This is a genomic window from Gilliamella sp. M0320 (assembly GCF_016101635.1).
Classification (GTDB): Bacteria; Pseudomonadota; Gammaproteobacteria; order Enterobacterales; family Orbaceae; genus Gilliamella; species Gilliamella apis.
Map to the genome: position 1 here is coordinate 1 of NZ_JACFQD010000004.1, position 19,434 is coordinate 19,434.

Below are 19,434 nucleotides of genomic sequence, written 5' to 3' on the forward strand. Positions count from 1 at the left end.
ACTCTTCAATTTAAAGTTTGATGCTCAATAACTGTCTCTGACATAATTCAAATGAATCTTCAGTGTCACTTATCAAGACTTAATTTTTTTCAGTCCGTAGACTTTTAATTTTTCGTCTCGTAAGTGCCCACACAGATTGTCTGTTTCTTCTTTTTAAAGAGCTGACAGCGTTTTAATTTACTTCACAATTTCTTGCTTCAGTTTGCTGTCTCAAGGGCTGCGTATACTACGCTACACCTTTTTATTCGTCAAGATCTTTTTTTAAAATTTTTGACCTTGTTCACTAACACGACCTTTGTCTGCTTGTCGCTGACGCCGTGTCAGTGGATGCGCATTATAGGCACTTCTTTTTTTTTGGCAAGTGAAAAATAGTAATTATGATTCTGTTTGTCTTTTATTTGTTCAACACTCATATTGGTATATTTGCAATATATATCCAACCAGCATTATAAACATAAAAAAAACAATATTTTGCTATAAATCACACTTTTCAACATCCAAAAAATAAAAATATCTATCTTTTTCCTCTTTTAATAACAATTTTATTTTAACGATTACCACCAATTAAATATTTTGCTTTATCTTTAAATATTAACTTTATTAGATTTGCAACAATGATACTTATCGTTAATGTAGTTATTAAAAAGCTAATTGCACCAAGTGAAGCTAATTGCCCGTTATCGGTTTTAATAACATCCGCTATTGGTGAATTAACCACTTGTTGTTCCAAAAGTAATACGATAATTTCATGAAGAAAGTAAATAGGAAAACTGATATTAGCCATATATGAAAAAAACTTATATGTTCTTCCATGTTCATTTTTACGATTTAAACCATCTAAAAAGTAAAGCGCTAAAATAAACAAAATAATTTTTTGTAATGTATCATAATAAAGTTTTTCAACACCTAAATGGTCAACATAACGATAAGCAAATGGGATACAAAAACATAAACCAAAAAAGAAAATCACTAACAATAGATTATCTTTAACTAGTTGCATAATTTTTTCATAATTCTGTTTTATCATCATACCGGTTAAATAAACCGGTCCATAATGCAATAAATTTAATAACGGTTTTGTATAATCAGGTTTAGTAAACATAACTATCCAGAACATTGAAATCAAACCAATAATAATCAGACTTTTTTGAGACCACGAATATAATAAAGGACTGATTGCAAAAATCATGATAATCATCGGCATAAACCACAATGGTAACAGTTGCGTTCCTGTCAACATCATTCTAACAATAGAACCAACCGCACTCGGTTCAGTAAATGAAAAAAAAGGTAAACTGGATAAAGACTGATAGTGAAAATAGAGAAAACAGAAGATCGATACCGATATATATGGACATACTACCGTTTTGAATTTAGATAAATAATATTCTCTTACTTTATATTTGTAGGTCAAATGTTGAAATAAAAAACCCGCAATTAGTACAAAAAAGGTGGTGAAGTTAAAAGCAAATAGATTCAAAAAAGAAAATAAATAACTATTAGCAATTAAATTGCTATTTTTAAATACGCCTAAGCAATGACTAAAGACGATCATGATGATAGCTACGCCACGCAATACATGAATAGAATGGATTTTTTGGGGTTTGACTGTTGTCATTTTAATAAGCAAAATATAACAAAGAAAATTTAGCATACATTAGCACAAAATCTGCTAAGAAAAACTAGGATTATTATAGAAAAACAATAAAATATTTCTTGACAAAAGCTGGAGAAAATTACAAGAGGTCTATATATAAAATGGACTTTATTTAGTTATTCAATTTATTTTTAGCAAACGAACATAAAGGTATAATTTCACGCTTTTCTTGCTGTAATGTTTTCACAACAAGTTCAAGCAACTTATCTGCAATACCGTGACCTCGATAAGCAGGATCAGTAAAAGTATGATTAATCGTTGCCTTATCATGCCCAATTCGAGTAAATGTCATTTCTGCTATTTCTTGATTATTATCATTACAAACATAAAAACGGTCATTATCTTGCTTATATTGTAGTGTCATAAAAACCTCAAATTTGTATCGAAATTGATTAAATATGAGCAGAAGAATACTTTGAATATTTATTGAGTAAACAATCTTTATAAAATCAATAATGTGAATAATTGATATATTTATTTAAAAGCTTAGCCTTATCAATTATTCACATCTTATTATTCGATTATCAATGGAGCAATTTTTAGAATAAACGTTTTGCAGTGTTGTAAAGATCCATGTCAAATGGTCTTTTCATATTATTAATCGCATCAATAATATCATGATGGACGAGCTTACCGTTTTGAATACCGACACTACGGCCTGCATGACCTTTAATAAGTAATTCAACAGCATAAGCACCCATACGTGAACCTAAAATTCGGTCATAAGGCACTGGAGAGCCACCACGTTGTACATGTCCTAAAACTGTTGCTCGAGTTTCATGATGAACAGCCGCTTCAATATCTGCCGCTAATTGGTTAACATCACACATATTTTCAGTCACAGTAACTATCGCATGTTTTTTACCTTTAGCAAAACCTAATTTTATCTCTTCAATTAAGTCTTCTTTAGTATAAGAAACTTCAGGGATAATCATAAACTCACACCCACCAGCAACTGCTGCATTTATTGTCAAATCACCGCAATCACGGCCCATGATTTCAATCACAGAGATTCGATGATGCGAAGAACAGGTGTCTCTTAATCTATCGATAGATTCTACAGCGGTGCCTAAAGCAGTAAAATAACCAATAGTATAGTCAGTTCCACGAATATCGTTATCAATGGTGCCAGGTAAACCAATACAAGGAAAACCTTCTTCAGTTAAACGCATCGCCCCCATATAAGAACCATCACCGCCAATTACAACTAATGCATCGATTTGATGTTTCTTTAAATTAGCGATCGCTTTTTTTCTAACTTCTTGGTCTTTAAATTCAGGAAATCTAGCTGATCCTAAGAATGTACCGCCACGAGTAATAATATCTGAAACGCTAGAACGATCTAACTGAACGATTCGATCTTCACACAGACCTAAATAACCATCATAAATGCCAAAAACATCTAATCCTTCAGTTAAGGCTGTTCTCACAACACCTCGAATAGCTGCATTCATCCCTGGCGCATCACCACCACTGGTTAAAATACCTATTTTTTTTATCATACAAAATAACTCCAATATATAAACCTTCGGTTATTATAAGGTCATAATAATTAACTAACAATAAAAGTTTAGAAGCTATTTTGATTAGTTTCTCTACTTATTCATTTCTAAGGGAACAACAGAAACAGGATCTTGATGAATAATCACAGTTGCAGGCGCAAATTCTTGAGCAATATGTTTCTCAATCGCATCGGCGACTGCATGCGCTTTGATTAAAGGCATATCATCGTCTAATTCAAGATGTAACTGTATAAATTTTAACGGACCAGCTTGTCGAGTTTTCAAATCATGAAAACCATGTACATTTGAGTATGAACGAACAATTTCACAAATTTTTTGGTTATCACTTTCTGACAAAGCTTTATCTAACAAGTCTTGAATTGCACTATAGGCTATTTTATAAGCATTATAAAAAATATATAACGCAATAAAAAAGGCAAAACAGGCATCAGCATAAGTAATACCATACCAACTTAAAAATAGAGCTACAATAACCGCAATATTCATAAACATATCAGAAGAATAGTGCAACATATCAGCTTCAATTGCTTTACTTTTAGTCTGTTTTATTACATATTTTTGATATAGAACTAATACGCCTGTCACAATAACTGAAATCACAGATACGGCAATACCTAATAGAGGTGAGGCTATTGCTACAGGATGAATAATAGATTTAATACTTGAAATTAACAAAATAGTTGCAGAACCAATAATAAAGGTGCTTTGTGCTAATGCAGCTAACGATTCTGCTTTTCCGTGCCCAAAAGTGTGATCATCATCAGCCGGTTTTAATGCATAACGAACTAAGAAAAAGTTAAGTCCAGATGCAAGTAAATCAATACTTGAATCTAAAAGAGAGGCAAACAAACTCATCGAGCCAGTAAACCAGCACGTAAGTAATTTTATAATAATTAGGAAAACAGAAATTAAAACAGCACTTAGTGTTGCCCTTTTAATTAACTTTTCGTACAAATGTGATTTTGACATTTGTTACCTATTTATTGGTAGGATGCTATCCCTTGTGGTAGAACCAATTGTGCAGCTACTTCAGCCGCAGCCTTTTTATCTAACAGAACTTCAATTATTTTTAAGGCAAAATCCATAGACGTGCCAGGACCTTGACTGGTGATAAGTTTATATTGAGCATCAAAATAAGCTCTATCCGATTTCCAATTTTTAATTGTATCTTTTGTCGTTGGATAACCAGTCATATAAGCATTTGGGAATAAATTGTGATGTTGCAAAACCATTGCTGGTGTTGCACAAATAGCAGCAATTATATTGCCAGCTTGATGTGCTTGTTTTAATTTTTTAATTAATTGCTGGGAATCACGAAAGTTTTCCGCTCCTTTTAATCCACCAGGTAAAATAATTACATCAAAATCAATATTATTAACTTCTGAAAATACTTTTTGGGCTAAGATTGTTACTCCACGAGAGCATTCAACTTGTCTATCTTCTGTGATACTAGCGTAAGTAACATTTATTCCGGCTCGAGTTAATAGGTCAATAGTTGTAACAGCTTCGGTTTCCTCACAGCCATTCGATAAAAAAACTAATGCTTGCTTTGTCATATTACACTCCTTTTTATCTAATAGCTGTGTTTAAACAGCGTCAAAAAATAAAACTATTTTACTCGTTCGATATTAGCGCCCAATTTTCTAAGCTTCTCTTCAATATTATCATAACCACGATCAATATGGTAAATACGATCAACAACTGTCGAACCTTCAGCAATACATCCGGCTAAAACTAAACTTGCTGAAGCTCGTAAATCAGTCGCCATAACTTGAGTACCACTAAGTTTTTCGACACCATGAGTAATTAATGTATTACCTTCGATTTCGCCATGAGCTCCCATACGAATAAGCTCTGGCACATGCATAAAGCGATTTTCAAAAATCGTTTCTTTGATAATTCCAGTTCCTTCTGCCACCATGTTTAATAATGAAAACTGGGCTTGCATATCCGTTGGGAACCCTGGATGTGGTGCAGTATGAATATTTACAGCTTTTGCTCGTTTGCCTTGCATATCTAAACAGATCCAATCTTCACCTGTTTCAATATTAGCACCAGCTTCCTTCAATTTTGATAGCACAGCATCTAATAAATTTGGATCAGTTTTACGACAAGTTATTTTACCTCTTGAAATAGCAGCTGCAACCAAAAATGTTCCTGTTTCAATACGATCAGAAACAACCTCGTGTACGCCACCACCCAGACTAGTGACACCTTCAATTTCAATACGCATCGTGCCAACACCGGTAATTTTAGCGCCCAGCATATTTAAGAATTTTGCAGTATCAACAATTTCAGGCTCACAAGCTGCATTTTCTATTATAGTTTTACCTTCAGCTAAGGTTGCTGCGCACATAATTGTTACTGTCGCTCCAACACTCACCTTATCCATAACTATGTGAGCACCTTTTAAACGACCATTAACTGATGCTTTAACATATCCTTCATCTAGAGTGATTGTCGCACCTAACTGTTGTAAACCTGTAATATGCAAATCTACAGGTCTTGCACCTATTGCACATCCACCCGGTAATGAAACTTGCCCTTGCCCAAATCGAGCAACCAGTGGACCTAAAGCCCAAATTGATGCACGCATGGTTTTGACGAGTTCATAAGGTGCACAATAATTGTCAATTTGGCCAGCATCAAGATGAATAGAACCGTTACGTTGGTATTTCACGCCTAATTGCGCAAGCAATTCAAGTGTTGTATCGATATCTTTTAATTTGGGAACATTTTGCAACTCAACTGGTTTTTCAGCCAAAATTGCAGCAAATAAAATAGGTAGCGCAGCATTTTTAGCGCCAGAAATGACAACTTCCCCATTTAAAGAAGTAGGGCCAGTAACGTGAAACTTTTCCATTGTTAACTCTTATTCATTTTAAATGGTCGTTATTATAGAAGTTATTTATCAATAGATAAATGAATTTTACCAAAATATAATGACTAATTTATCTTCACTAAAACAACCCAACACAATTTCAATTATTTGATATACCTCTTTTATTTTTCCTAAATTTTATTTAATAAATTAGATTAAAATTATTATTAATCAGAGATTGACTCACTTCACATCGACATTTATAGTGAGATTGATATCTTTGAAAATATCAACTGTTTAAAAATAAAATAATTTTAACTGCTTTGTTTAATAAAAGAGATAAATATGTTTGACTCAATCGCTAAAGCTGGAAAATATTTAGGTCAAGCAGCCAAACTAATGGTTGGGATTCCCGATTACGATACGTATGTACAACATATGAAACTAACTCATCCAGAACAAACGCCAATGACTTATGAAGAGTTTTTTAAAGAACGACAAGATGCTCGTTATAGTGGTAAAGGTGGCTTTAAGTGTTGTTAAATAGAAAGGAATAGTTTATGACACAAGATATTAGTACTTCCTTATTACCCGTCACCTTATTAACTGGTTTTCTCGGCTCAGGAAAAACAACACTCATCAATTACCTGCTTGAAAATAATCACAATGAAAAAATAATGATTATTGAAAATGAATTTGGTCCAGTAAATCTTGATAGCAACTTACTTACACCGAATCAGGATATTCAAATTGTTGAAATGACCAATGGTTGCATTTGTTGTACTGTGCAAGGAGAATTGACCAAAGCTCTCCATCAATTGCACGCAGAAAGACAAGCTGGTAAATTGCAATTTGATAGACTTATTATTGAAACCACTGGGCTTGCCGACCCGGCACCTATTATTCAAACTTTTTTTATTGATGAGCTAATTAGAGAAACCATTAGACTTGATGCAATTATTACGATTGTTGATTCTCAACATATTTTGCAACATTTAAATGAACATCGAGTTGCTGTTTCTCAAATTGGTTTTGCCGATCGTATTATTTTATCTAAAACCGACTGCATCACAGAACAACAACAAATTGAAATTCTAAATCGCCTTCAAAAAATTAATAGTAAAGCAACTATCTATCAAGCGATTAATGGTAAAATTGCAAAATCACAATGGTTAGATATCCATGCTTTTGATTTAGATGAGGAATTAGTTCTTAATAAAGGTTTTTTTATTGTTAATCCGTCCAAACAGTTAGAAACTAATTTTAAAACAATTCCATATCAAACCTCATCCTGGAATGATGATATCTGTTCCTATCTTTTTGAAGCTGGAGAACTTGATCTTAAAAAGATTGGCTCATTTATGGAAAATCTAGTTGAAAAATACGGTAATGATATGCTGCGCTATAAAGGAATACTTGCAATAAAAGACAATAACCAAAGGCTCATTGTTCAAGGAGTCCATAAAATTGTCGGTTTTGATTACGGTTCTCCATGGCAACAAGCTTCCGAAAAAATATCTCGCTTAGTTGTGATTAGTCGAACTTTACCATTTGATGAATTAAATAAGGAATTTTTACAGACGGTAGCAAATTAACTGATCACAATTAATTAAAATCGACTAAAAAACCCCTTTCCTCAAAATTTTTTAGTAAAATCGACTAAATCTTCGATTTTACTATTAACTGCCTTTTTATCGAATGTGGTAAAATGGTTAACTTTCAACCAAATAAAATAGACAACACAAGAATATGGATTACGATATTGCCATCATTGGACTTGGACCTGCTGGTAGCACGCTCGCTCGGTTACTTAGCCCATCTTTTAAGATCATTGCATTAGATAAAAAACATCAAGCTGGTGATGAAGGTTTTCAAAAACCATGTGGTGGCTTATTGGCTAATGATGCACAAAAAGCGTTTGTAAGACAAAAGCTAAATTTACCATTGGATATATTAACTGATCCGCAAATTTTCAGCGTAAAAACCATCGATCTGCAAACTAAACTGATCCGTAATTATCAACGCAGTTATGTCAGTTTTGATCGACATAAATTCGACCTATGGTTAAAGTCGCTTATACCAAATAGTGTTAATGTGTTACATAATACGCTATGCAAAGAAATCAGAAGAGTCATTGATGGATATCAAGTCACTTATATTGATGAAAGTAAAATTGAACATAAGATTACCGCTAGATACGTAGTTGGAGCTGATGGCGCAAATTCAGTTGTGAGACGTATGCGCTATCCTAATCATTCCATTAGACAATATGTTGCTATCCAACAATGGTTTACAGACAACCATAAAATTCCTTTTTATTCTTGTATTTTTGATAATAAAACCACAAATTGTTATGCATGGAGCATCTCCAAAAATAAACATTTCATTTTTGGTGGCGCCTTCCCTAAAAAGACAGCCAATCAACATTTCGAGTTATTAAAAGAAAAATTAGCTCAACAAGGTTTTATTTTTGGCGAACCATTAAAAACCGAAAAGTGTCTTGTTGTTTATCCAAATCGATTCCGAGATTTTTATACTGGTAATGAAAATATCTTTTTAATTGGTGAAGCTGCGGGCTTTATTAGTGCTAGCTCACTAGAGGGTATCAGTTATGCTCTTGATAGCGCAGAAATTCTTAGCAAAATATTAAATAGTGGCGTAGCAAAACCTAATAAACATTATTATCAAAAAACAATGCCTTTACGCTTTAAATTATATAGCAAAATTATTAAAGCTAAAATTCTTACTACGCCAATATGGCGAAAGTTAATAATGAAAAGTAAAATTCAGCATATAAAAACAATTTAGCTAATACAAAATTAGCAAATATTACTAACAAGGAATAGACATTATGTTTGATGTTAGCGATCTTATTCGCTTTAATCACGAATGGTCAGAAAAAATAGAACAAGAAGATCCTGATTTTTTTAAACAGCTTGCCATTGCTCAAAACCCAAAATTTTTATGGATTGGCTGTTCTGATAGTCGAGTACCAGCTGAAAAATTGATTAAATTAAAACCCGGAGAATTATTTGTTCACCGTAATGTTGGTAATTTGGTTATCCATACCGATCTTAACTGTTTATCTGTCGTGCAATATGCCGTTGATGTACTTGAGATAGAAGATATTATCATTTGTGGACACTTAGGTTGTGGTGGAATTAAAGCTGCAGTCGAAAACCCCGATCTAGGTCTAATTAACAATTGGTTATTACATATTCGTGACTTATGGTTCCGTTATAGTTCTTTAATTGGCGAGTTTCCCGCCGATATTCGTTTAGATATCTTATGCGAGCTTAATGTTATTGAACAAGTTTATAATCTAGGACATTCAACCGTTATTCAATCAGCATGGCAAAGAGGCAAAAAAGTTAATTTACATGGTTGGGTTTATGGGATTGATAATGGCAAGATTACTGACTTACATATTACATCATCAAGTAGTGAAAACCTTGAAATCAATTATCGAGAAGCAATTTCTTATCTGTTAAATTTGCATAAATCACAATAATTTTACTTAAATCGATGGATAATTTGATTACTGCTGCCTCGCCATAAAAGTTTGGGATCAGCCAGTTCTTGCACAAATTTTCCATCAATCAAAACATCTATATAGGGAACTACAGCTTGTTGAGCATCGGTTAATTCATCAAGCTTATAGCCTGTCCATAACCAAATATCTTTATTATCACACTCATTTTTTACTCGTTTTACCAGTTTTAAAATGGCAGGGACATTTTGTGGGTGCAAAGGATCACCACCAGAAAGCGATAATCCTTGGCGTTTTATTTCAGTATCTTGTAAATCTTTAATAATTTGATCTTCAAGTGATTGTGTAAATGGCTTACCAGAGTTTATTCCCCATGTGCTTTTGTTATAACAGCCAGGACATTGGTGTACGCAGCCGGCAACAAAAAGTGCACAACGAGTCCCTTCGCCATTAACAACATCAACAGGATAATAACGATGATAATTCATAATGATAAAATAATTTATTAGCCTATTTGCCCATTGTCTAAATGTTTAACTCGGCGTTTGACTTCTTCTTGTTTACCCGCATTAAATGGACGAGCATCGGGACTGCCTAAATATCCACAAACACGACGAGTCACAGAAACTTTAGCTGAATCATGATTACCACAGCTAGGACAAACAAAACCTTTGCTAGTACATGAAAATTCACCGGTATAACCACATTCATAACATTCGTCAATTGGCGTATTGGTACCATAATAAGGTACACGCGTATAGCTGTAGTCCCACACATCTTCTAATGCTTTAACATTATTAATCATGTTAGGGTATTCGCCATAACAAATAAAACCACCGCTTGCTACTGCTGGATAAGGTTTTTCAAATTCGATTTTTTCATATGGATTCACTTTTTTCTCAACATCAAGGTGGAAACTGTTAGTATAATAACCTTTATCTGTTACTCCAGGAATAATACCAAATTCAGAAGTATCTAAACGGCAGAATCGGTCGCATAAGTTTTCACTCGGTGTACTATATAAACTAAATCCATAACCAGTCTCTTTTTTCCATTGCTCAACCGCTTTAGCTAAATGTTCAACAATTGCTACACCTTTATTACGTAAGGTTTCGCTATCGAATGGATGAGTTTGGTTACCATAAAGTGCATTTAAAGTTTCATGCAGACCAATATAACCTAAAGAGATTGATGCACGGCCATTTTTGAAGATTTCAGAAACACTGTCATCTTCTTTTAAGCGAACACCACAAGCACCTTCCATATATAAAATCGGAGCAACACGAGCTTTGACACCATCAAGACGAGCAATACGAGTCATCAATGCCTTTTTACAAAGAGCTAAACGTTTGTCTAAAATTTCCCAGAAACGAGCTTCATCACCTTTAGCTTCAATGGCGATACGAGGTAAGTTAAGACTAATAACACCTAAATTATTCCGGCCATCATGAATTTGTTGACCATCTTCTTCATAAACACCCAAAAAACTACGGCATCCCATTGGTGTTTTAAATGATCCAGTTACTTCAACGACTTTATCGTAATTTAAAATATCTGGATACATACGTTTACTTGCACACTCTAATGCTAACTGTTTAATATCATAATTAGCATCACCTTGTTTGTGATTAATACCATCTTTAATGGCAAACACTAATTTAGGGAATACCGCCGTTTTATGATTTTTACCTAACCCTTTTATTCTCACTTTTAAAATTGATTCTTGAATTAACCGCGATTCCCAACTTGTTCCTAAACCAAAACCAAAAGTAACAAATGGGGTTTGTCCATTAGCAGTATGCAAAGTATTTACTTCATATTCTAAAGATTGAAATGCATCATAACACTCTTTTTGGGTACGACTTTCTGCATAAGCCTCAGGATTTGGAATATTCCATTCCTCAGCAACTTGCTTATGTTTTTGATAACTAATAGTGACAAATTTTGCTAAAATTTCATCAATACGATTTATGGTGGTACCACCATAAATATGACTAGCAACTTGCGCAATAATTTGAGCTGTTACAGCTGTTGCTGTTGCGATAGATTTTGGCGGTTCAATTTCAGCATTACCCATTTTAAAGCCATTAGTTAACATGCCATCTAAATCAATTAACATACAGTTAAACATTGGGAAAAATGGTGCATAATCAAGGTCATGATAATGTATTTCACCGCTATCATGCGCGCGCGAAATATCCTTTGGTAATAAATATTGTTTCGCATAATGTCGAGCAACAATACCTGCTAATAAATCGCGTTGAGTAGGAATGACTTTACTATCTTTATTCGCATTTTCGTTCAAAATAGCGACATTACTTTGTTCTATTAGCCCACGAATATCTTGATTTAAACGGCTACGCTCTTCACGAGCACGATCACGATCATGTCGATATTCAATATAGGTTCTCGCTAATTTTTTATAAGGGCCTGACATTAGTTGATTTTCAACAACATTTTGAATTTCATTAATATCGACACTTTCACGATCCATCATTTGATTAGTTACTACGCGAGCCACCGCTGCACAATAATCTGGATCATTAACATTAGCCGCAACAGCTGCTCTTATAATAGCATCCTTAATACGAGTCTCATTAAATGCAGTCTGACAACCGTCACGTTTGATTACTACGGGCATATATACTCCTCAATATTCATTAATAGTTAGCGCTTAGCGTGAGTTTTTATCGACCTTAATAGTTAATGGATTTATTCAAAACTATTGATTTTTTATTAAAATATGAGGCATTTTGATATAAACTCGGATTTTCACATCGCTTTAGAAAATACTATATATAGTAAATATGTTTGAATTATACACCATATATTGTGTTTTTCTAGCTTTTTAAAAAAATAATTTACTTGACAAAGAAAACCCAATAATCACAAGTCTTCCGGTGAATAGCATTAAAAAAATTTGAATAAATAGGATATAAAAGGTAAATAAAATTATAAGAGTACAAATTAATTTTGCACTCTTATGTAAGAACAAGTATAGATATTAATCAGAATTAAGATTCAATATTTAACCAATCAGTATGGAATACACCTTCTTTATCGATTCGTTTATAAGTGTGCGCACCAAAATAATCTCGTTGAGCTTGAATCAAATTAGCCGGTAATACTGCTGAACGATAACTATCATAATATGCGATTGCAGCCGACAGTGTAGGAACAGCGATACCATGCGAAACAGCTAAACAAATTACATCACGCAATGATTGTTGATAAGCTTCAACGGTTTTAGAAAAATATGGCGCTAAAAGTAAGTTATCAATATTATTATTTTCATTATAAGCATCAGTAATTTTTTGTAAAAATTGTGCCCGAATAATACAACCTGCTCTAAAAATCTTAGCGATTTCACCATAATTTAATTGCCAATTATAATGTTCTGATGCAGCTTTTAATTGCGCAAACCCTTGTGCATAAGAGATAATTTTCCCCATATAAAGCGCTTTACGAACTTTTTCAATTAATACTTGCTTATCTCCTGTAAATGCCTCTTTACTAGGCCCTTTTAGTACTTTTGACGCAGCAACACGTTGATCCTTAATCGCTGAAATATAACGTGCAAATACCGATTCAGTAATTAAAGATAATGGTTCTCCTAAATCTAATGCGCTTTGGCTTGTCCATTTGCCAGTACCTTTATTACCTGCCGCATCCAGAATCTTATCAACCAAATAATCGCCATTTTCATCTTTATGTTTAAAAATATCTGCCGTAATTTCGGTTAAATAACTATCTAACTCACCTTTATTCCAATTAGAAAAAACGTCAGAAAGTTCATCATTAGTTAATCCACCTACATGTTTTAAGACACTATAGCTTTCAGCGATTAATTGCATATCACCATATTCAATGCCGTTGTGAGCCATTTTAACATAATGTCCGGCTCCATCAGGACCTATATAAGCTACACAAGGTTCCCCATTTGCTTTTGCAGCAATTTTTTCTAAAATTGGTGCAACAAGTTCATAAGCTTCTTTTTGACCGCCAGGCATAATTGATGGCCCTTTTAATGCGCCTTCTTCTCCACCAGAGACACCTGTCCCAATAAAATTAAAGCCTTCATCGGATAACATTTTATTACGACGAATTGTATCCTCAAAATAAGCATTACCACCATCAATAATAATATCACCTTTATCTAACAAGGGTCTGAGTTCATCAATGACAGCATCAGTACCTTTACCTGCTTGCACCATAATTAGGATACGGCGAGGTTTTTCCAAAGAATTAACAAAATCTTCAATAGAATAATAAGGAACCAATCGTTTATCAGAATGTTCAGCTATAACCTCTTCTGTTTTATCTCTAGAGCGATTGTAAATTGATACTGAAAATCCGCGACTTTCAATATTCAGTGCTAGGTTTCGCCCCATAACGGCCATTCCGATGACACCGATTTGTTGTTTAGACATAATTTGGCTCCTCTACTTTACTTGATTTAATCTTTATAACCTTACAAGATTTGATATTACTGCGCTAACACAATTATTTAGTCGCAATTAGATTACATTCTGCCATAAAAAAAGCCGTATCAATACTTAATACGGCTTTTTTTCATAACTTTAATTAAATTGCTTTAAACAAAGCAAATTATGAGCGTTTCATCATTTCAAAAAACTCGTCATTAGTTTTAGTCATGGCAAGTTTGTCGATTAAGAATTCCATTGCGTCAATTTCGCCCATTGGATTGAGAATTTTACGTAAAATCCACATTTTTTGTAATTCGTCAGGAGAAGTCATTAAATCTTCTTTACGAGTACCTGAACGGTTAAAGTCAATAGCAGGAAATACGCGACGTTCAGCAATTTTACGCGATAAATGTACTTCCATATTACCAGTACCTTTAAACTCTTCGTAAATAACTTCATCCATTTTAGAACCGGTATCAATTAGAGCAGTCGCTATAATTGTTAAACTACCACCTTCTTCCACATTACGAGCCGCACCAAAAAAGCGCTTAGGGCGATGTAAGGCATTAGCATCAACACCACCTGTTAATACTTTGCCTGATGATGGGATAACAGTATTGTATGCACGCGCTAAACGAGTAATTGAGTCTAATAAAATAATGACATCTTTTTTGTGCTCGACCAAACGTTTTGCACGTTCAATTACCATTTCGGCAACTTGAACATGTCTTGCTGCTGGTTCATCAAACGTAGAAGCAACAACTTCACCTTTAACTAGGCGTTGCATTTCAGTCACTTCTTCTGGTCGCTCATCGATCATTAAAACAACTAATTCACACTCAGGGTGATTAACCGCTAAACTTTGCGCAATGTTTTGTAGTAACATGGTTTTACCCGCTTTAGGTGGCGCAACAATCAAACCACGTTGACCTTTACCAATTGGAGAGGCTAAATCAAGTACTCTTGCGGTAATATCTTCGGTTGAGCCATTGCCTCGTTCCATACGTAAGCGAGAGTTAGGGTGTAGAGGAGTTAAGTTTTCAAAAAGGATCTTATTGCGAGCGTCTTCGGGTTTATCGTGGTTAACTTCATTTACTTTTAATAAAGCAAAATAACGCTCACCTTCTTTTGGCGGTCTAATTTTACCGGCTATAGTATCACCTGTTCGTAAATTAAAGCGCCTAATTTGACTTGGTGAAACATATATATCATCAGGCCCTGCTAAATAAGAACTATCAGCAGAACGCAAAAAGCCAAAGCCATCTTGCAAAATCTCGAGAACACCGTCGCCAAAAATATCTTCACCACTTTTAGCGTGCTGTTTTAAGATTGCAAAGATAATATCTTGTTTTCTAAGACGGGCTAGATTTTCAAGCCCCATTTTTTTCTCACCAAGAGCTACAAGCTCGGCGACAGAAGTGTTTTTTAATTCAGTTAAATTCATAGTTTTAAAAATTCTTGAGGATAAAATTGATATGTTTGCAATTACTGCTTTTGTTGTATATTTCTTTCATTTACTTATAAAAATTTCTCTTTCTAGCAATGTGTAAAGTTAATTATTACTTAGCTTTTGATGATAATTACGCGATTGGATATTGAATTTACACCACTTTATCAAGAAAAACAATGGATTGCTGAAAGGGGTTTCTGTAAGATTTCAAGCAATTTACACTAAAATTATAGGGATGTCTATATTTTTGATTATATTTTATAGAAATAAAAATAATAAGCGTCATTATAAACGCTTATTACTAATATTCATTGGACAAATTAAAGTTGTGGGTCGATAAATGCTTTAAGTTGTGCTTTTGATAAGGCACCTACTTGAGTAGCAACTACTTCACCATTTTTAAAAATTAACAATGTTGGAATACCACGAATACCAAATTTTGGTGCTATACTCGGATTTTGTTCTACGTTTAATTTAGCAATAATAATTTTATCACCATATTCTTGAGCGATTTCCTCTAAAATAGGGGCAACCATTTTACAAGGTCCACACCATTCAGCCCAAAAATCAACTAATACAGGCTTTGTTGATTCATTAATTGTTTTATCAAATGTAGCTTCAGAAAGTGAAACAATGCTATGACTCATTTAATTATCTCCTAAGGAATTTATCTGAAATTATATTAGGATATTTTCATATCTACTGCTAGTAATTATTATAATAGGATATAATTATTAGTGAAGTTGTTGTATTTAGTATGTTACAATTGCCAAATTCTGATAATTATATTTTAAACAATAATGATTCAATCATATCTTACAAAAACAACTTTCAATCAATTTCCCCTGCATCCATTAGTTATAAAAGCATTGGAGAAAAAAGGTTTCGTTTATTGCACCCCAATTCAAGAACAAACATTACCATTAACCTCAAAAGGAATTGACATTGCAGGACAAGGACAAACTGGTACGGGTAAAACGATTGCGTTTTTGGCTTCAACATTTAATCATTTATTGAATAATGATCCATTACCCGATCATAAGCCGAATCAACCACGAGCTATCATTATTGCGCCAACGCGTGAATTAGTAGTACAAATTTATCATGATGCGCTACCTCTTTCAGAAGAAACTGGTATTAAATTAGGATTAGCTTATGGTGGTGATGGCTATGATAAACAATTAAAAATGTTGTCTGCTGGTATTGATATATTAATTGCTACCACTGGTCGACTAATTGATTATGCAAAACAAGATTATATTAACTTAGAAGCAATTCAGGTCGCCGTTCTTGATGAAGCAGATCGTATGTTTGATTTAGGTTTTATCCGTGATATTCGTTGGATATTTAAACATATGACATCACCTGAAAAACGCCTCACTATGTTATTTTCAGCAACTTTAACCCATAATGTTCGTGAACTTGCTTTTGAATATATGAATGAACCACAATATATTGAAGTTGAACCAGAACAAAAAATTGGTCATAGGATTAAAGAAGAACTATTTTTCCCATCAAATGAGGATAAATTAGCTTTACTACAAACTTTAATTGAAGAAGAATGGCCTGACCGCTGTATTATATTTGCAAATACTAAAGTTGCTTGTGAGAAAATTTGGCGCCATTTAGTGGCTGATGGTCATCGTGTCGGCTTATTGACAGGTGATATAGCACAAAAAAAACGTTTATCTATTCTTGATAAATTCACTCAAGGTGATCTTGATATATTAGTCGCAACCGATGTTGCTGCACGAGGTTTACATATTCCAAATGTAACCCACGTTTTTAATTATGATTTACCTGATGATTGTGATGATTATCGACATCGAATTGGTCGAACCGGCCGTGCAGGAGCTGAAGGTTATTCAATTTCATTAGCTTGTGAACGTTACTCTCAAAACCTACCAGCTATTGAAAAAGCAATTGATCACGCTATTCCGGTTAGTCAATATGATCCTCAAGCATTACTCACCGATCTACCTACGCCAAGACCTTTCAAAAGAACAACTCGTAGAAAGCCGTCATAATAAGCTAATAGCTAGCGAATTAATTTAATACCATCATTAAACCAATAAATTTAATGATGGTATTTAACTTAAAGGATAAAACGACAATTAATCGATATTTTGCTTGGTTTGCAAAAACTCCTGATAAGCTAACTCTATTTCTTTTTTCAAATCTTGAGATAATAATGCTACATGTTGGCCAGATAATGCGCCATATAATCCAAATAAAATATTAAGTGATAATTTCGGATTCTTATGTTTAATTCGGTAATAAGTTTCCAAGTAACCCTTTCTTTTAAAACTCTGAATATCGGTAATATCAACACTTATCATTAGTTTTTCTAATGATATTGTCATATTAGGTAACGCTTTTAAACGATTTTGAGTTTTTGCTAATTTTTCGCTTTGATCTTGTTTAGCATGCTCAATGACTATTTTTACAATATCATGTAACTGCTTACGGTCTGTCAGTAGGTTGTCACCGACTTTATAATAATCAAGTAATTTATTTGAACCTTCAAAAACCAAATTAAGAGGCTGCATTCCTAGTTCAATAAAAAGTGATCGATAATTAGGATGAGCTCTTAAATAAACATTTTTTTGATCAACCCACCCGAACATAGTTGACTCACTATTAAGACTAAATCCGCCAAAAAACGATCTTATCGAAACGTCTTTAAAGCCAGAAAACTCTTGTTTTATTTTTTCCGCTAATTTTCTACGCATAATAAGTTCCTTTTTAACTTACTCGTTTAAGTAATTTTAGTGAGTTATTTTTATGTTAAACTATAGCAATTACCTTGATATTTAAATAATTATTTATTATAAATTGATAAATATGGGATCTGTCTTCCATAAATGAACATTAATAATATTTATGCTTGATTAATTATATTTTTTTGTTCTAAAAAATTATGGCTTTTTTAATCGTTCAAATTTGCAGCATCTCTTAATATTTCTTTAAAAAAGAAAAGCTGTTTTTACATTGTTATTATGTTGTAATAATTATACAATCAATAGTAGTTAATTTAATGGTAGATATTTTTTTCAAGATGAATCAACATGTTTAAAAACGTTTTTATATTACTGTTTATGTTTTTTACATCAACCGCATCAGCCGACAAATTAGCTTTGATTGATGCATTAACATCTTGTAATCCTGATTTTTTTAAACATGTATATGAACACAAAGATGAGCTAAAAGATCACACTAACGTCAAAATTTTTAATCAAAATCAAGCTTATATTCCTGTTGAAAACCGTAGTGATACGACAAAAAACTTCGTCTATTTTCAAAATCCAATCATATATAAAAATCTTAAGCTAATTGGTTACTATGATAGTGCTATGGATTTAAAAAAAATGGGGAAATATTATTTTTGGGGTTTTATTATCGAAAATGATATAAACCAAATCCGTGATAGCTTAGATTTTTTAGAATGGAAAAATATGGAAGATAACCTGCTATATATTGCTAATCCAAAAATTCGAAGCATTAATGACGATATTCAAGTTTGGCATAAAAATACCGGCTCTGTTGTTGGTGTAAAAACAATTCCTGCACCTAATACAACTGAAAAGTTATTATTACTTGAAAAAGGCGATAATATGCACCTTCTGATTTGTTCAATTCAAGGCGTTATTACTAATAATCTAATTAAGCAAGAACGCCCTGATATTTATGCTGATATGATGCTAATTAAATAGCCAACTCATCCATCTCGCCAGTGCGAATACGGATCACCTGCTCAACGTTATAAACGAATATTTTACCATCACCAATTTTACCTGTTTGCGCTGTTTTCATAATAGTTTCAATGCAGGTTTCTAAAATATCATCGGGTACCACAAGTTCAATTTTTACCTTAGGTAAAAAATCGACCATATATTCTGCACCACGATAAAGTTCAGTATGTCCTTTTTGACGACCAAAACCTTTCACTTCAGTCACGGTCATACCTGTAATACCTTGATCAGCAAGTGCTTCTCGAATATCATCTAATTTAAAAGGTTTGATAATTGCTTCAATTTTTTTCATATCTCTATTTACCCTTAATTCG

General features: G+C 33.3%; 19 protein-coding genes. 6 read left to right on the plus strand and 13 right to left on the minus strand.

Annotated elements, in window-relative coordinates; genetic code table 11:
- Positions 1-547 precede the first annotated feature (547 nt).
- The 6 genes from H3T83_RS05955 to murA form a co-directional block, all read right to left on the minus strand.
- On the minus strand, positions 548-1,618 hold the full coding sequence (locus tag H3T83_RS05955) for an acyltransferase (protein ID WP_198215347.1): 1,071 nt from the start codon (positions 1,616-1,618) through the stop codon (positions 548-550).
- A gap of 151 nt (positions 1,619-1,769) precedes the next feature.
- Positions 1,770-2,021, minus strand: coding sequence for a GNAT family N-acetyltransferase (locus tag H3T83_RS05960; RefSeq protein WP_065577807.1), 252 nt, complete (start codon positions 2,019-2,021; stop codon positions 1,770-1,772).
- A gap of 175 nt (positions 2,022-2,196) precedes the next feature.
- Positions 2,197-3,159 (minus strand): 6-phosphofructokinase, encoded by a 963-nt coding sequence (pfkA, locus tag H3T83_RS05965; protein ID WP_065577808.1) that lies wholly within the window; start codon positions 3,157-3,159, stop codon positions 2,197-2,199.
- Between the two features lie 93 nt (positions 3,160-3,252).
- Positions 3,253-4,149 (minus strand): cation diffusion facilitator family transporter, encoded by an 897-nt coding sequence (locus H3T83_RS05970; RefSeq protein WP_086360291.1) that lies wholly within the window; start codon positions 4,147-4,149, stop codon positions 3,253-3,255.
- Between the two features lie 11 nt (positions 4,150-4,160).
- Positions 4,161-4,736: a DJ-1 family glyoxalase III gene (locus tag H3T83_RS05975; protein WP_198215348.1), complete on the minus strand. Its 576-nt coding sequence runs from the start codon at positions 4,734-4,736 to the stop codon at positions 4,161-4,163.
- A gap of 53 nt (positions 4,737-4,789) precedes the next feature.
- Entirely contained in the window at positions 4,790-6,043 is a 1,254-nt protein-coding gene (murA, locus tag H3T83_RS05980) for a UDP-N-acetylglucosamine 1-carboxyvinyltransferase (protein ID WP_086359308.1), read from the minus strand.
- A gap of 303 nt (positions 6,044-6,346) precedes the next feature.
- Here murA and H3T83_RS05985 point away from each other — a divergent pair, with 303 nt between their 5' ends.
- The 4 genes from H3T83_RS05985 (at position 6,347) to can (ending at position 9,512) form a co-directional block, all read left to right on the plus strand.
- The gene (locus H3T83_RS05985; RefSeq protein ID WP_034883017.1) at positions 6,347-6,544 is read left to right on the plus strand and encodes a YbdD/YjiX family protein; all 198 of its coding nucleotides are present in this window, start codon (positions 6,347-6,349) and stop codon (positions 6,542-6,544) included.
- 17 nt (positions 6,545-6,561) lie between these two features.
- A complete protein-coding gene (locus H3T83_RS05990; RefSeq protein WP_198192346.1) occupies positions 6,562-7,596 on the plus strand; it encodes a GTP-binding protein in 1,035 nt (344 codons plus the stop codon).
- A 154-nt stretch (positions 7,597-7,750) separates the two neighbouring features.
- Entirely contained in the window at positions 7,751-8,809 is a 1,059-nt protein-coding gene (locus H3T83_RS05995) for an FAD-binding protein (protein WP_198198603.1), read from the plus strand.
- Positions 8,810-8,852: 43 nt separating this feature from the next.
- Positions 8,853-9,512 carry a carbonate dehydratase gene (can, locus tag H3T83_RS06000; protein WP_065577815.1) on the plus strand — a complete coding sequence of 220 codons (660 nt, stop codon included), beginning with the start codon at positions 8,853-8,855 and terminating at the stop codon, positions 9,510-9,512.
- 2 nt (positions 9,513-9,514) lie between these two features.
- On the opposite strand, the gene nrdG is transcribed toward can, so the two are convergent.
- From nrdG to trxA, 5 genes are all read right to left on the minus strand, one after another.
- The gene (nrdG, locus tag H3T83_RS06005) at positions 9,515-9,979 is read right to left on the minus strand and encodes an anaerobic ribonucleoside-triphosphate reductase-activating protein (protein ID WP_065577816.1); all 465 of its coding nucleotides are present in this window, start codon (positions 9,977-9,979) and stop codon (positions 9,515-9,517) included.
- A gap of 17 nt (positions 9,980-9,996) precedes the next feature.
- Entirely contained in the window at positions 9,997-12,132 is a 2,136-nt protein-coding gene (gene nrdD, locus H3T83_RS06010) for an anaerobic ribonucleoside-triphosphate reductase (RefSeq protein WP_086360296.1), read from the minus strand.
- 373 nt (positions 12,133-12,505) lie between these two features.
- A complete protein-coding gene (gene gndA, locus H3T83_RS06015; protein ID WP_198215349.1) occupies positions 12,506-13,921 on the minus strand; it encodes an NADP-dependent phosphogluconate dehydrogenase in 1,416 nt (471 codons plus the stop codon).
- Positions 13,922-14,099: 178 nt separating this feature from the next.
- Positions 14,100-15,362 (minus strand): transcription termination factor Rho, encoded by a 1,263-nt coding sequence (gene rho, locus H3T83_RS06020; protein WP_065577819.1) that lies wholly within the window; start codon positions 15,360-15,362, stop codon positions 14,100-14,102.
- Positions 15,363-15,688: 326 nt separating this feature from the next.
- Positions 15,689-16,015, minus strand: coding sequence for a thioredoxin TrxA (trxA, locus tag H3T83_RS06025; protein WP_034904061.1), 327 nt, complete (start codon positions 16,013-16,015; stop codon positions 15,689-15,691).
- A gap of 153 nt (positions 16,016-16,168) precedes the next feature.
- Between trxA and rhlB the strand changes: the two genes are divergently transcribed.
- Positions 16,169-17,395 (plus strand): ATP-dependent RNA helicase RhlB, encoded by a 1,227-nt coding sequence (gene rhlB, locus H3T83_RS06030; RefSeq protein WP_065614663.1) that lies wholly within the window; start codon positions 16,169-16,171, stop codon positions 17,393-17,395.
- A gap of 87 nt (positions 17,396-17,482) precedes the next feature.
- Here the strand turns inward: rhlB and H3T83_RS06035 are convergent, their stop codons facing one another.
- A complete protein-coding gene (locus H3T83_RS06035; protein WP_065577822.1) occupies positions 17,483-18,100 on the minus strand; it encodes a TfoX/Sxy family DNA transformation protein in 618 nt (205 codons plus the stop codon).
- A gap of 336 nt (positions 18,101-18,436) precedes the next feature.
- Between H3T83_RS06035 and H3T83_RS06040 the strand changes: the two genes are divergently transcribed.
- Positions 18,437-19,081 carry a hypothetical protein gene (locus tag H3T83_RS06040; protein WP_198215350.1) on the plus strand — a complete coding sequence of 215 codons (645 nt, stop codon included), beginning with the start codon at positions 18,437-18,439 and terminating at the stop codon, positions 19,079-19,081.
- Here H3T83_RS06040 and glnB read toward each other — a convergent pair.
- Positions 19,074-19,412 (minus strand): nitrogen regulatory protein P-II, encoded by a 339-nt coding sequence (gene glnB / locus H3T83_RS06045; RefSeq protein ID WP_034903555.1) that lies wholly within the window; start codon positions 19,410-19,412, stop codon positions 19,074-19,076. The two genes, H3T83_RS06040 and glnB, sit on opposite strands and share 8 nt — an antisense overlap.
- Positions 19,413-19,434 lie beyond the last annotated feature (22 nt).